This window comes from Enterocloster bolteae (assembly GCF_002234575.2).
GTDB classification, from domain to species: Bacteria; Bacillota; Clostridia; order Lachnospirales; family Lachnospiraceae; genus Enterocloster; species Enterocloster bolteae.
This window is the reverse complement of the sequence record NZ_CP022464.2, coordinates 2,023,448-2,037,316: the sequence shown is the minus strand read 5'-3', so window position 1 is coordinate 2,037,316 and position 13,869 is coordinate 2,023,448. Positions and strand designations below refer to the sequence as shown.

Here is a 13,869-nt window from a genome sequence, read left to right as displayed (position 1 = left end):
GCCCTGCTCCCTTCCTCATTCCTTCTATAATTTAATATGGTTCCGATGATTTAAGTAAGGATATTACTCGGCAGCACTCCCACCTGTTCATTCTGCCCCTGGGATTCTCCTTCCTTCTGTCCCTGAACCAGTTCTTCCGACTGAAACAGGGACAGATATCCATTGACCGCCTCCGCTATCTTCTGGTAGTCCTCCTCTTCCATCTCACAATTCCACCAGACAGAATCTTTATACGATCTCAGTTCTGGCCCTGCCATCCGTTCCCCTTCCGTTTCTTGTTTCAGACCAGTCACATCACTGATCAAAAACTTCATCTGATCCACCAGCCCATTGGTCCGCTCCAGCACCGAGACGGTAAGCCTGGTATACCCACTGTCCATAAAGCCCTGTCCCAGCTCAATCTTCCCTCTGAGATTCTCCTCCAGTCTCCCATAGCAGGCTTTCCCCACATAATGCATATCCTGCATTTCAATCCGCCCTTCAAACATTTTTTTCAACTCTTCCGATACCATTGTGCTGTTCCTCCATTTCTACCGTTCCTACTCCTCCCTATAATACCAACAATAAAACCCCCAGCGGTGATAAGGATATCACATGGTGTCTGGGGACTTTATTCTTGCCACTGTCAGAATCCCGGCAGGCAGGAACCCGTTGATTCTGCCGCCGGTCTTAGTCATATTCATTGATTCTCTGGGACATCACAATTCCTGAGTGGAACTGTATTTCAATCTTATCTTCGCTGATTACCATGATGGCCTTAATCAGCCGCCTGACCAGTTCGTCATCAAACTGGCATTTTAGGTAGTTGGTCTTTTGGATGTACTGACCCATACCTTCCACTCTCTGGTCGTAGGCTTCGGCCAGCTGCTTTTCCCGGATCAACTCCGTCCTCTTTTTCTTGAAGGCCCGGATCTGGTCCGCAATCTCCCGGTACGCCCGGTCGAACTCTTCATCAGCGCTCTCCGTTTTGGCGCTGTCCTCGATTAATGCCAGCATCTGTTTCTGCAGCGCATCGATCTTCTCATCATATTCGGTTGGTTCCACGTTATCCGAGTAGCTGCCCAGGATCCGGATGACATTATCCCGGAAGGCATCGATGAACTCCCCTTCATCCTTTACCACAGAGTTGACGGCCTCCATAATCGCTTCGTGGAGCGCTTTTTCTTCCAGACTGGGGGAATGTTTGCACTTTTTGGTTCCGCTCTTCAAGCGGCTGTAACAGCGCCACACCGGCTTCTTGGTTCCGCCGTTCACCCATACCTGCCTGCGGTAAGGCTGTCCGCACTCTTTGCAGTACATGATGTCGGCCAGCACATACTTGGAACTGTATTTTCCTCGGATGGTGGTTCCCTTCTTTTTTGCCGGGCGGTAAACATTCGCTCGCCGGGCCCGCTCCTCCTGTACCTGATAGAACAATTCCCGAGGAATAATCGCCTCATGGTTGCCCTCGATGTAATACTGCGGTACAATTCCTTTATTAACTGCTCTTTTTTTCTCCAGGAAATCCACGGTATAAGTTTTTTGCAGCAGCGCATCTCCCATATATTTTTCATTCATCAGCATCTTGGAAATCACCGTGGCATGCCACACGGTGTTTCCCGTCACAGTCCGGATTCCTTCCTTGGTAAGCGTCTCTGCAATTTTGTTAATGCTGTTTCCTTCCAGATATAGTCGGAAGATCCTGCGGACCAGCTTCGCCTCATCCGGCACAATGATCAGATTTCCTTCTTCATCCTTGGTGTATCCCAGAAATTTATTGTGATTTACATACACCACTCCGTTTTCAAACTGCCGCACATACCCCCAGTGTACATTTTCACTCAAGTTCCGGCTTTCCTCCTGGGCCTGGCTGCTTAGAATGGTGATCAGCATTTCCCCGCCATCCCCCAGGGTATTGATATTCTCCTTCTCGAAATACACGGCAATATTCTTTGCCTTTAATTTTCGGATATGGGTAAGGGAGTCTACCGTGTTCCTGGCAAAGCGGCTGATGGATTTTGTGATGACCATATCAATTTTTCCTGCCATACAGTCATCAATCATTGCTTGAAAGTCATTCCGCTTACGGGTCATGGTAGCGCTCTTCCCGTCATCTGCATAGATTCCTGCAAACACCCATTCCGGGTTGCTGTTGATTTTTTCTGTATAATAATTCACCTGTGCTTCATAGCTGGTCTCCTGCTGTTCCTGCAAGGTACTGACTCGGCAGTAGGCGGCTACCCGCAGCCGCTTATATTGGGCCCTTGTATCACGGCTGTATTCCGGATTGGCTGGAATTACAGAGATATTTTTCTTTACAACGGTTGCTGTTCTGGCCCGTCTCATCCGGTTTCCTCCCTTCTGCTGCTTCCCTGATAGGAAGCTCGATTTTTACACCATTCATTAATTCAAATTCGAACCTTCTGTCCTTGTGAACGGTAATCCGATGTATCGTTGCCTTAAAAAGTTCACTATCAAATTCTTTTTGGAGTAGGTTTTCTTCCAGGGCTGTTTTCAGTTTTTCTGTCTGGTAATTCTGGTCCTGAATTTTGGACACCCGGTACTGTAATCTGGCCCGCTCATAAATCAGCCGTACCATCTCCTCGGATGGATACTCCGGCTTTTCCTCCAATTCCTGCAGCTTTCTGGTCAGTTCTGCTGCCTCACGGCTATATGTCAGGCCCTGCATGATGGTTTTCGGCTCTATTTGGAGCCTCCCATCCTTCACCCCTCTCATCAGTTCCATAAATGCTTGGATGATCTGGCTGTCTACCAGGAATATGTTCCGGCAGCACACCCTGTTTTCATTTATGTAGTGCTTACACTTCCAGACGATTTTTTCTCCCGGCTGTTTACAGTGCTCCACGTACCGGCGGTAGGGCTGCCCGCAGACTCCACAGACCAGACTGCCTGCGAACATAGAGCGATTCCTGAAGCTGTTAGGCTGCATGATGCGCCCCAGTTCCCTGCTCTTTTCTATCCTGCGCTCCTGTACCTTGGTGAACAGTTCTGGTTCTATCATTGTTGGATAAAATTCATCTCCCAGATACTTTCGATTCTCCAGGATTTTTCCAACCGTCCCATGATTCCACACCGGCTTATGGTTTGCATTGAGTGCCCCCTGTTCTGTAAGTTTTCTCGCAAGCTGGTACAGGGAAGCTCCTTCTGAATACTCCTGGAAGATTCGATTTATAATCTCTGCCGTTTCTGGATCAATTACTATTTTTCCTTCCGCCATCCGATACCCCAGCGGCATATGGCGTTGTCTCATACTTAGCTCACCTCCTGTTCATTTTCTTCCAGTTCCAGACCATTCTTCAGACGGAATACCAGCCGGCGTCCGGGCAGCACTGTGATACGTTCCACCAGCAGTAGGAAGAGTTCCTCGTCATACGCTTCCAGGATGGCAGGACGGTTGCGGAAGACGCTTATCAGATATTCGGTCTGGGATATCTCCCATTCAAAGGCTTTCTGCCCCTTCAGCTGCCGCAGCCGCCTCCGGTTCGCTTCCAGCTGTGCCTCAATCTGGTTCTGTCTCTCAATAAAAATGGCAGAGCTTATGCTGCCTTCGGTTAATACCCTGCCCAGCCTGTAGCCCTGCCGTTTTAGTTCCTGAATATTCTGTTCTATCTCCTGCATTTCCCGGTCTTGCTCTGGGTTGCCCTGGATTGCCTTCAGCGCCGCCAGCATGGGGATCAGGATCTCCTCATAATTGCTGGCTAGCCGGTTCCAGAGCCTAAGAAATGCAGCCTGGATGACGTCCTCACGGACTGCCTTCTGGCTGCATTCCTTACTGTCTTTAATATGCTGGTAACAACACCACTGGATTTTTTCATACGGCTTTCCGATGTAGATTTTCTGTCTGCGAAATTTTGTCCCACACTCCCCGCAGAGAATCCGGCTGCTGAATGCATATCGGTTCTGATATACACTGGTATCCTCCACACACTGCTGTTCCCTCCGATACTCATAAATCTGGCGGATAGCCGAAGCCTCCTCTCTGGTAATGATGGGCTCATGGTCATCTGCTATCAGATACTGGGGCAGTTCTCCCCGGTTGTTTTTGCGAATGAATGGGACTCCATCGGTCGTATAGGTTTTCTGAAGCAGCAGATCCCCTTCATAGGCACAGTTCTGAAGAATCCCCTTTACCACACTGTCCTGCCATTCCTTTGCTCCACGAATCGTGGGAATCCCTGCTGTTTCCAGTTCGGCGGCAATGGTGTAGGATCCTTTCCCTCCCAGATATTCATCAAAAATCCAGCGCACAATCTCTGCCTCCTCTTTTTTTATAACCAGCTCTCCGTACTCATTATTCTCATAACCATATGGTGGGCTGCTTATAATGAATGTACCATTTCGGAACCTCCGTACTACCGACCACTTATTATTGGTGGAAATGCTCTCGGATTCTCCCTGGGCGATAGAGCTTAAGATGGTTATCATCTGCTCGCTCTTTTCCATAAGGGTGTTGACTCTCTCCTTCTCAAAGTAAACGCCTATTCCAAGGGCCTTCAGTTCCCGGATAGCTTTGATGCTATCCAATGTGTTTCTGGCAAACCGGGTTACGGATTTTGTCAGGATCAGATCAATTCTTCCCTGCCGGCAGTCCTGCATCATTTGCTGGAAGTCATCCCTCCGGTACAGCTTTGTGCCGGTCCTGGCTTCGTCTGCATAGATACCGGCCAGTACCCAGCCCTCTTTTTCTCCGATCAGCCGGGTGTAATAGTCTACCTGGGCTTCAAAGGAATTCTTCTGGTCTGCCGAGTTCGTACTGACGCGACAGTAGGCGCAGACACGTTTGACTTCCACCACATTGGCGGCGGAACCACTGCTAACAGGCTCAATTTTTGTGATTTTCTTTACAACCTTCTTCGCCATAGGCTTCTCTCCTTTCTTTCATTGCTCTCCTGTTAGCACCACACAATACCACATGTTTTCAGATATATCTAGTGTTTTTACCCATATACTTTCGACAACTCCGGAGAAAATGTTTCCCGGTTCAGGGTATCAATTTTTTTGTATTCCTCATCCGAGATAAAGCTATTTTCCAGCATCAGATTCAGCAATTTCCGGGCTACACTATACCGGACCTCGTTTGTTTCTTTCTTCTGTCCCATGGGCCTGCCTCCTAACGAATGGACAAATTCGGACTGTCATCCGGTACCGCTAATGCCGAGTCCTTTAACACAGAAGTGCAAAGGACTTCAATCTTCCCCTGTTCTGGCGAATAAGCCTCCACATCAAAGTTCTGTAAAAACTCTGCATAGGCAATGATATCCTTTGCATTGCGGCTCAGGCGGTCGGGACCGCTCACCACTAGAATATTCACACATCCCTGTGATACCGCATCGGTCAGTGCCTGGAGTCCGGGCCGGTTCATATCCCGGCAGGAACCGGTGTCCTGGGAATGACCGACCACCTCCCAGCCCATGCGGGAGGCATATTCGGTTAGCTTCTGGTCCTGCCGCTTCAAGCTCCCATACCTGTCTTCCGGCGCATCGATCCGGGTATATACCCATGCTTTTTTCTTTTCGTTCATAAGATCCTCTCCCTCCTGGACTACAACGTTCAATCGAACTTTAAATCTATATATACGGCTCGGCTCTTTCTGCCGTTTTGTTGTTTTCCGTCTAACTAAGGCCGATACTGATTCGCAGCGCATGATCTACCTGCTCCATATCCTCTTCCGTCAACCGGCCTATGTACTCCCGCAAACGGACACGGTCGATGGTCCGGATCTGCTCCAGCAGTACAACAGAATGTTCTTTCAGGCCACAGTGGTTGGGACTGATTGGGACATGAGTCGGTAGCGGATGCTTGTCCTGTCTGCTGGTTACGGCCGCTACGATCACGGTTGGACTAAACCGGTTCCCCATGTCATTCTGGATCATCAGCACCGGCCTTACGCCGCCCTGCTCGCTGCCGGTTACCGGTGTCAGGTCTGCATAGTATAAATCGCCCCTTAAAATATTCACTTTGATTCTCCCCTCTCCTGCCTGATTTTCTGGAAACAAAAAAATCCCCTCACTCGTATTTAGCAAGGGGATGAAACTCTATGTAGTTTTTCCAGTTCTCTTTTAAAGCCGGATTTTACTCAAGGGATATTTTTTCAGCTCCTTTCGATAATCCTCCCACATCTGTTTCCAGTCGATGCTGTCGCGTTTGCAAGAGCTGTGATTGGACGATTCTGCTCTCCCAAATCGAATATACATTGCCACGGTCTTTTTGCGATCATTCCTCATGATTTGCTTCCTCCTCTGATGGTTTATTCTTTCTATACCACAACATATCTGAATTATCCTAAAACAGCTATCGCTATATCCAATAAAAATGGATGGTACTCTTAGCGAATCTGACAAAAGTTCACTGTTCCGATAAACTGTATTTGATGGCGGCGGTTAAGAAACAACCGCCGCCACACAGTATAAAAGCGTACTTGTTCTTCATTTCATTTTTATTTGATACATCATGCTCCTATTCGGCACACCTCCCCGGAGCCTGGCAGTCGATTACAACCGGCCCTGGCAAGGCCGTCATGGGCACAGCTTCTTTTGCTGCCCCAGCCGGGATCTCCGGCTGCCGCCCTCATTGCGTGATCCCTCGGTCAAGAGGGGCTGTGACTGGACGGAAGTATCATCATAGGCTGCCCAGGTCATGGCGGGATGGCCCGGCCACGGGCCATTTCCAGAACAGAAAAAACCGCTCTGCACCTTCGATATGGTCGGATTGACAGAATACTAGAAATCCTGCAGGTGGTCGTGGCGTATCTTTCTATGCCGCTTTCGCTTTCGCGCTGAACAGCTAACGTATCGTAATCGCTGGATATGAAGTTTTCAAGGAACAACGGGGACTGAATAAGCCCCTTCACTCCTATAAAGGAAAAAGTGAAGGGGCCCACAACCTCAGAAAACAAAAAATTTATTCTATTTTTTCACGGAGCTTTCTCAGAAGCCGTTTCTTCCGCTTACTCACTGCCTGCTGGGTAACTCCGAGACGGGCTGCCAGATCGCCTTCCGTAATCCCAGAAAAGAACAAAGCATTAATTAACAGGCGTTCCTCCACATTCAGTTCATCCAGCGCCTGGTACAGTCTGTGGTTATCTTCGGCCCGGATCATCTCCTCCTCAATTCCTGGAGCCGAACGGACCACACGGTATTCCGCGTTCACCCCTTCCTCCTGGAACCGTTCCAGCGACATCTCGATCTGCCGAATGACACGATTCTGATATCGTTCCGCCTCACGGGCTTTATGATAGGCGTAATAAACTTCTCTGCTCACTTCCACACGTTCTCTCTGTACAATAATGGTATAAATCCTTTCTTTCGCCATAGGGCTTGTCCTCCAATTCTTAAAATATGAAATGAAGAACAAATCCGGAGGTGAACGACACCTGGTATTTTGAGCAAAAATGCAAAGAAAATGCTGATTGAGTAAATTATCAGCCTTGGATTCCTGCCTTTTTTTCTTATCTTTTGTCTGTTTTAAATACATTCAATTTTCAAACATTAGACATCTCTACATCTAACAGAAGCAGCGAAAAACCAACATATCAAACTTCCCGTACATCAGCTGTACTCAAGGAGATCTGTTCTTTATGACCATGTCAGTAAAACCTGTTCTTCATGTTTTTATCTACTAAATCCAATGTATGAAAAATGACCAATCATTACAAATAAGGTAAGGAGCTCAAATTAAACTTATTAACTACTATTAAATAAGCCACCTACCTAATTATATTTCCTACTTATTGTCGATTTTTTTATATGTCAAAATCACATTCATTAACATTTAAAAAACCTGTTATTTTACTCTAATCTGTTATTTATAAAACTTGAATAACGGTATAACAATCACTCAGACTGAATATTAACAAATAATGCATCTCTGCAAACTACTATATAGTCTTCATAATAAGATGACGAATTCTATATTTTCATATTACTTTTTAACAAACGGCATAACTTTTCGGAGTTAAATTATTCTGTCTCAATCTACACATATAAATAGAGTAACAGGACATCATAGCTCCTGTAAGCTGACAGAGAAGTCTTTCTATACCAATTGCCGTATTCGCGCTAGACAGCTAACGTAGCGAAATCGTTGAATATAAAGTTTTCAAGGAACAACAGGAACTAAACAAGCCCCTTCACTCCTATAAAGGAAAAAGTGAAGGGGCCCACAACCTCATATAACAAAAATTTAGTTTTATCACGGAGCCTTTTAAGTCTTTTCTTAATGCTTACTCACCATCTAATGGGTAATTGGAGGGTAGTGCACCTTTCGTTATCCCTGTAGAGGATAGTTTTTTAGTTAACAATTGCTCTTTTAAAAATTTGATAAAGTCTGTAGTTATTATACGGATTATTTTATCCTGCATTCCCAAAGCTAAATGCAAATACGTAATTATAATTTTTTATCTTAGAATCATTCCAGATACATTTCCAGCCCAGAAACTTTCTCTGGTTATGGAGTGCCAAAACAGTATTTTGTTAAGCAAGGCGCTTATAAATCATTATACTTAATAATAATCTTTGTTGCGCAATATATAAATGTATAAAATCTCAAAATTATGTATATATCAACTTTTTTACTCATACCAATTTCTTCACAGATAAAAGTAATTTTTGTAGATCAACCTGGTAATTATCAAGAAAAGCAGTATAACCTTCCCTACTGTTATGGGATAATACTCCTTGTCTATTGACCAAACCAGCACTACACTTGATCTCCAAATCATCTAAAACCTTTTATTCTGCACATAAAACAATCATCCTTTTTATGTACTTGTTTCGACCATAAAAATTCGTAGCGTTGTATAAATGACTCCATAAATTTTTTATCTTCCAGTAAATTTTAAAACATCCATTCTTCTAAATTCAGTTAGCATCATACCATCCACAACAATAAAAACTGTCATATCAATAATAATCGGAGTAGCAAATACGCTATATACACCAAATCCGGCAATATAAGGCATGATGATAGTCCGCAGGTATGTAGATAGCTATCTGGCGAAAAATAACCAGAACACTCGCGTAGCTCTGCCAAGAGACTGTATCAGTGGCAGAACCACAGTTCAGACTCCCAACAAAATATATTACAGTAGAAACAGACGGAAATCTCCTACTCCCAGTTCCACTACGGACGGCGTTGTAATAAACATAGAGAGAATTGTCTTCGGTACTAACATAATCGTCAGTTAGCAAATAAACACTAATAAAATTGCTGTGATTGCAGACACTTCCGTAATATCCTTTACCCGGTCGCACTGTTTTGTATTGTAATTGGTTCCGACCGCTGGCTGATATCCCTGAGAAAGTCCTATAAAGGAATAAATGCAAAAGGCACTACCCGGTATGCCACGCCGAGTATAATCTGCCATGTCTCTCCGCCATGCTGCGCCGCAAGATTATAAAGTACGTTTTGCTGTACCAGTATCGTCACCTGCATCAGCATCGCAGAAAAACCTACTCCAATGATTCCCGAGAAAAGCGTTTTTTCAATGCGAATTGCATTAATTCTTATTTTTTCGCTTAAAATACCAAAGAGAAGCCATTGCATACGCGATTTGCGAATCCACTGTTACATATGCAGCTCCATCAATTTTCATGCCATAACGTTTTGAAGTAAAATGAACATCAGAGCTTCCCCAGAATATGATTTATTTGGAAACTATTCGTATAATTTTAAAAATCGGAGTGTTTGCCTTTAAAGGAGCATACTGACGTGAGCATGGGAAACGGATAGTTCAGTGAGGCTGTATTAATAGATTTGATCGTGCTCAGCCAAACTCTCCCGGCCCCATTATGATCAATATTGCCAGATATATAAGTGGTCATTAACAGGATTACCTGGAGTCATCTGCACCACTTTGGTCATTGTCTTCCCTCTTTTCTGAACTTGCTAATCGTGGCTTCGGCGCTACGGGAATGGATCACAAAACAACCGTTCCAAGCAATTTTACGAGGAGTCAAAACATCACTGTTTAGTGTGAGCATAGCTAACGGAGCTTTCTATAATTTTGGATATCTTGATAACAGACACTAACGGTACAGATATACATCCTGTAGTATTCTTATCTTGTTGCCAATCTTCAGCACTGGTCATCACAAATTTATCCATCGCGCGTTCCCACTTATCCTGACGAACATAAGCGCGGATATTTGATACAACCTCTCCTATCTTGTAAAAAAAAAACTCCATCGGTGTCGGGCAGTGCTCCTGAAACGATGGAATTTTCTATTTTTTTACTTCCAACCAACATCCTTTGGATATATCATCCTCGATAATGACGCGGTAATCCGACAGCATGGCCTGACGGGCAAAGGCATCGTAATCTTCAAGAGTATATTGGCGGGGGGAAGTTGTTCTATCTGAAGCAGACATGGACTCATAGATCCTGCGGCGCATGGTTTCCGGCATATACCGCCCGGCACCCACGCCGACAATGGCACATCCACCAGGCTTCAGTACCCGATAAATTTCAGTTATTCCCTGGACGGGAACCGGCCAAAAGCCGATAGAACCACGACACATGATAAAATCCGCCAGGTTATCCCGTAAAGGCAGTTTTTCCACATCAGCGCACAGGGTAGAAATTCGGTTATCCACCCCCAATTCAAACAGGCGGCTCTGTGCGGTCCGAAGCGCTTCGCCGTCAATGTCCACCAAAATCAGGTCCATTGCTGTTACTTTTGCCAGCTCAACCGCCAGATTTCCAGGTCCTGTTCCAATATCTAAAGCCACACCGGCAGACAGATTGTAATCGTCCAGAAATTGCTGGATCAGGAGCGGATACATTGGTTGCATAATATCATAGCTAAACGGAATCATGTTATGCCACCTCCTCTGCTGTGAGAAGCAATACGGTAAGGAAAAATGGTCTGGTGTTCCTGACCATCTGCTTGAAAAGAAACGATTTTGGAACGTACAGAAAAGAATCGCTCAATATTTTCCTCGTTAAGCAAATCCTTTGTCGCACCAAACAGTTTTTTCTGTCCCAGTCCCAGCATTAGAGTCTGATCCGATATATTAAGGGCATGATTTGGAAAATGCGTGTTGATCAGGCAAGCGGTGTTCATTTCACGCGAAGCACGCTCAATGGCATCCAGAATGCGAAGTTGGTTTTTCATGTCCAGATTCGATTCCGGCTCATCTAACACCAAAAGCTGAGGTCTGGAAATTAGCGCTCTGGCGATCATCACCATCTGAAGCTCTCCTCCCGAGAGCTGATTGCAGTATCGGTCAATAAGTTTCTGACACCCTAGCAAGTTCAGAAGCTCCTCTGCCTGATCGTACTGCGATTGATCAGGAACCTTAAAAAAGTTTTGGCTCGCGTTCAGGCCCATTACCACCATGTCGAGCACACGGTAAGAAAACACGCTCCGCTTCGCCTGCGGTACATAGCTGATCACTTGCCAAAGTTCCTTTTCTTTATAAGTCCGCAGGGGTTGGCCCGCAATAAAGGTTTCCCCCTGCTGCCAATGGAGAAAGTCCATAATGCATTTGAGCAACGTGGTTTTTCCAACTCCGTTTGGGCCCAGAACCGTCATGACCTTATGTTCTTCCAGCTCGAAGGAGATACCGGACAATATAGACCGGCTGTTGTAGGAAAAGCAACCGTTTTTTACCTCTAAAATCATGTGGAACCTCCTGAAGTCTTTCGTAGCATCCACGCAAAAAAAGGCGCTCCAATGATCGCGGTTAGAATGGAAAGCGGGATCTCCGCCGCGGTGGCAGTACGGGCAATAGTATCAATCAATAGCAGGTAGAGCGCACCAAGAAGCGCGCTGGCTGGCAATAATGCACGATGGTCATTGCCAACAAGCATCCGTCCAACATGAGGAATAACCAAACCGATCCATCCGATCACACCGCACAGAGAAACCGTCACACCGGTCATCAGTGTGGAAAGCACGATAACAACAGAGCGCAGACGATGAACGTTGACCCCCAACGAACGAGCCTCTTCTTCATCCAAAGACAGAAGATTCATTTTCCAGCGCAGCGTCAGAAGGACTGCAATGCAGGGCAGGATGATCACGCACGAAACGATGATATCTTTATAAGAAGAACTGGCCAGACTTCCCATCAACCAAACTGTAATGGCTGGCAATTTTTCCTGGGGATCCGAAACATATTTAATAAGGGAAACCAGTGCGTCAAACAATGCCTGAATAATAACACCCGAGAGTACCAGAGTAAACAACTCCGTCCGACCATTTACTTTTGAAACCAGAAAAACCATAAGTACAGCCAGCAGTCCAAACGTTAAAGCGGAGCCCTGAATAATGAGGGTGCTGGTAGACAGGAGAATACCTAAAGAAGCTCCAAAACCCGCGCCGGAGGAGACCCCCAGAATGTCCGGGCTAACCAGCGGATTCCCGAAAATAGCCTGATATGTAGCTCCCGCCACAGAAAGCCCCGCGCCAACAATCATCCCCATCAACAGACGTGGAAGGCGTGAGCCCAAAATAACACTAACCCCAAAAGGATTCTCCGCCTTCAACGCCTCCAATGCCTGTCCATCCCGAAAGAGGGCTACTCCCATAATTCGGAAGGCTTCCAAAGGAGGCACCGAATAGCGCCCCACACATAACAAAATCAGAAACACGCCGGTCAATGCCATCGCCAACAGCAATACCATAGCACATTGTTTCGCTCGACTCAGTTGCGCACTTCTCATCACACGCCCTCCTGTAAAGCGGCATCCAGCAGTTCCAGGAACTTGTCACCAAAGGGGCAGACCTGACTGGTCCATCCAAGGCGACTGGAGACTGCGACATGAGGAAGTTCCACATAACCGGTGGGGCTGTCGACCCAATCCAATTCTCGGAAAAAGCCATCACCGATAACCAAATCATAGCGCCCAGAACGAATTCTTTCTTCAAGCTGCGCTTCGCTGATATGAGCCTGATCTCCAGAACGCATCAGCTGCTGGTCTGCGTCAAACAGGGTGCAAACGTCCACGGAAGTAAATTCTCTATCCAGTTCTAGGGATTCCCGCACACTGTTTGCCATGAGCTGTTCACCGATGACCAATGCACAAAGCCCTTCATATTTTTCAACAGTCTTCTCCTCTGCTTCCTGAACTGGAACCTCGGATAGGAGATTTTCTAACTGAATCAGGAACCGTTGCAAGGGTTTCCGGCCAGAGAAACTTCCCGCCAGCCAGGACATTGCATACTTGCTCTCCAAGTATCGGCAGACGGGCAAGGCTGAAACCGTAAGAGCAATGTTGCAGGCCGCGCTTACACTGCCGCTAATCTCCTCCAAAGTGCTACCCATAGCCCATACAGAGCAAACAGTGAATCCTGCATCTTCCAAAACCTTGCGAAGGACATCCACATTCCGCTGATGGGTCAGGTCCAAAGGAGTGGCTCCAATGAGATTTACCGAGCGAGGAAGCACGTCTGTCCGGTGTTCAGGCAAAAAGGTTTTAGCCAACCTCAAAAGCGCCATTGAAACGCCGCGATCGTAAAAATCCGTCCCTTTGGTAGGAAAACTCATTGCTTTCTTGCCTGTTCTGTTTTCAACCAATTTGGCAAGAGCACGATAATCCGTTCCTAGCACGGCAGGAGAAGGACTACCTAGCAGTGCAAAAAACTTGCTGTCCAACCATTCATCTGCAGAAAGAAGTTTATTTAAAAAGATGCTATCATCTCCGAATACTGCCTCGGCGTCATCTAAATTAGATGTAAACACCCGGCTGCGCTGGTCAAACCATCGAGGTTCATCATAACCAGTGTAAGTGCCTGTGCATCCACCCGCATCATGAATAGCTAAAATACCACCCAATTCAAACAGAGTGCTACATACGCCAGAAAAATCCGGAGACAGCGTGGGTAAAATCGAATAAAAACCTCGCATAGAGAACCTCCTAACAAT

The 13,869-nt window shown here is 46.1% G+C and carries 14 protein-coding genes; all 14 read right to left on the bottom strand.

What is annotated here, in order from left to right:
- Positions 1 to 50: 50 nt before the first annotated feature.
- Positions 51 to 512 carry a hypothetical protein gene (locus CGC65_RS09620; RefSeq protein ID WP_002565644.1) on the bottom strand — a complete coding sequence of 154 codons (462 nt, stop codon included), beginning with the start codon at positions 510 to 512 and terminating at the stop codon, positions 51 to 53.
- 157 nt (positions 513 to 669) lie between these two features.
- Entirely contained in the window at positions 670 to 2,325 is a 1,656-nt protein-coding gene (locus CGC65_RS09615; RefSeq protein ID WP_038282606.1) for a recombinase family protein, read from the bottom strand.
- Positions 2,249 to 3,250 carry a recombinase family protein gene (locus CGC65_RS09610; protein ID WP_002565646.1) on the bottom strand — a complete coding sequence of 334 codons (1,002 nt, stop codon included), beginning with the start codon at positions 3,248 to 3,250 and terminating at the stop codon, positions 2,249 to 2,251. Before CGC65_RS09610 ends, CGC65_RS09615 begins: the two co-directional genes overlap by 77 nt.
- A 2-nt stretch (positions 3,251 to 3,252) precedes the next feature.
- Positions 3,253 to 4,860 (bottom strand): recombinase family protein, encoded by a 1,608-nt coding sequence (locus CGC65_RS09605; protein WP_002565647.1) that lies wholly within the window; start codon positions 4,858 to 4,860, stop codon positions 3,253 to 3,255.
- 77 nt (positions 4,861 to 4,937) lie between these two features.
- Positions 4,938 to 5,099: an SHOCT domain-containing protein gene (locus tag CGC65_RS31265; protein WP_002565648.1), complete on the bottom strand. Its 162-nt coding sequence runs from the start codon at positions 5,097 to 5,099 to the stop codon at positions 4,938 to 4,940.
- An 11-nt stretch (positions 5,100 to 5,110) separates the two neighbouring features.
- Entirely contained in the window at positions 5,111 to 5,521 is a 411-nt protein-coding gene (locus CGC65_RS09600) for a recombinase family protein (RefSeq protein WP_038279994.1), read from the bottom strand.
- A gap of 91 nt (positions 5,522 to 5,612) precedes the next feature.
- Positions 5,613 to 5,957 (bottom strand): type II toxin-antitoxin system PemK/MazF family toxin, encoded by a 345-nt coding sequence (locus CGC65_RS09595; RefSeq protein WP_002565650.1) that lies wholly within the window; start codon positions 5,955 to 5,957, stop codon positions 5,613 to 5,615.
- A 102-nt stretch (positions 5,958 to 6,059) separates the two neighbouring features.
- A complete protein-coding gene (locus CGC65_RS31260; RefSeq protein ID WP_002565651.1) occupies positions 6,060 to 6,224 on the bottom strand; it encodes a hypothetical protein in 165 nt (54 codons plus the stop codon).
- Positions 6,225 to 6,900: 676 nt separating this feature from the next.
- On the bottom strand, positions 6,901 to 7,311 hold the full coding sequence (locus CGC65_RS09590) for a sigma-70 family RNA polymerase sigma factor (protein WP_002565652.1): 411 nt from the start codon (positions 7,309 to 7,311) through the stop codon (positions 6,901 to 6,903).
- Between the two features lie 1,992 nt (positions 7,312 to 9,303).
- On the bottom strand, positions 9,304 to 9,543 hold the full coding sequence (locus CGC65_RS09580) for a hypothetical protein (RefSeq protein ID WP_007036483.1): 240 nt from the start codon (positions 9,541 to 9,543) through the stop codon (positions 9,304 to 9,306).
- Between the two features lie 678 nt (positions 9,544 to 10,221).
- Positions 10,222 to 10,815 carry a class I SAM-dependent methyltransferase gene (locus tag CGC65_RS09570; RefSeq protein WP_002565655.1) on the bottom strand — a complete coding sequence of 198 codons (594 nt, stop codon included), beginning with the start codon at positions 10,813 to 10,815 and terminating at the stop codon, positions 10,222 to 10,224.
- Positions 10,812 to 11,624, bottom strand: a complete 813-nt coding sequence (locus CGC65_RS09565) for an ABC transporter ATP-binding protein (protein WP_002565656.1) — start codon at positions 11,622 to 11,624, stop codon at positions 10,812 to 10,814. Before CGC65_RS09565 ends, CGC65_RS09570 begins: the two co-directional genes overlap by 4 nt.
- Complete coding sequence (locus tag CGC65_RS09560) at positions 11,621 to 12,667, bottom strand: FecCD family ABC transporter permease (RefSeq protein WP_002565657.1); 1,047 nt, start codon at positions 12,665 to 12,667, stop codon at positions 11,621 to 11,623. Before CGC65_RS09560 ends, CGC65_RS09565 begins: the two co-directional genes overlap by 4 nt.
- On the bottom strand, positions 12,667 to 13,851 hold the full coding sequence (locus tag CGC65_RS09555; protein WP_002565658.1) for a nitrogenase component 1: 1,185 nt from the start codon (positions 13,849 to 13,851) through the stop codon (positions 12,667 to 12,669). The genes CGC65_RS09560 and CGC65_RS09555 overlap by 1 nt, the downstream gene beginning before the upstream one ends.
- Positions 13,852 to 13,869: the final 18 nt, after the last annotated feature.

Excerpts from the sequence above, each read along its gene's own strand:
- CGC65_RS09555 (WP_002565658.1), bottom strand. The coding sequence starts at position 13,851 with ATGCGAGGTTTTTATTCGATTTTACCCACGCTGTCTCCGGATTTTTCT.
- CGC65_RS31265 (WP_002565648.1), bottom strand. The coding sequence starts at position 5,099 with ATGGGACAGAAGAAAGAAACAAACGAGGTCCGGTATAGTGTAGCCCGG.
- CGC65_RS09560 (WP_002565657.1), bottom strand. The coding sequence starts at position 12,667 with ATGAGAAGTGCGCAACTGAGTCGAGCGAAACAATGTGCTATGGTATTG.
- CGC65_RS09615 (WP_038282606.1), bottom strand. The coding sequence starts at position 2,325 with ATGAGACGGGCCAGAACAGCAACCGTTGTAAAGAAAAATATCTCTGTA.
- CGC65_RS09600 (WP_038279994.1), bottom strand. The coding sequence starts at position 5,521 with ATGAACGAAAAGAAAAAAGCATGGGTATATACCCGGATCGATGCGCCG.
- CGC65_RS09570 (WP_002565655.1), bottom strand. The coding sequence starts at position 10,815 with ATGATTCCGTTTAGCTATGATATTATGCAACCAATGTATCCGCTCCTG.
- CGC65_RS09605 (WP_002565647.1), bottom strand. The coding sequence starts at position 4,860 with ATGGCGAAGAAGGTTGTAAAGAAAATCACAAAAATTGAGCCTGTTAGC.
- CGC65_RS09620 (WP_002565644.1), bottom strand. The coding sequence starts at position 512 with ATGGTATCGGAAGAGTTGAAAAAAATGTTTGAAGGGCGGATTGAAATG.
- CGC65_RS09610 (WP_002565646.1), bottom strand. The coding sequence starts at position 3,250 with ATGAGACAACGCCATATGCCGCTGGGGTATCGGATGGCGGAAGGAAAA.
- CGC65_RS09580 (WP_007036483.1), bottom strand. The coding sequence starts at position 9,543 with ATGCAATGGCTTCTCTTTGGTATTTTAAGCGAAAAAATAAGAATTAAT.
- CGC65_RS09565 (WP_002565656.1), bottom strand. The coding sequence starts at position 11,624 with ATGATTTTAGAGGTAAAAAACGGTTGCTTTTCCTACAACAGCCGGTCT.
- CGC65_RS09590 (WP_002565652.1), bottom strand. The coding sequence starts at position 7,311 with ATGGCGAAAGAAAGGATTTATACCATTATTGTACAGAGAGAACGTGTG.
- CGC65_RS31260 (WP_002565651.1), bottom strand. The coding sequence starts at position 6,224 with ATGAGGAATGATCGCAAAAAGACCGTGGCAATGTATATTCGATTTGGG.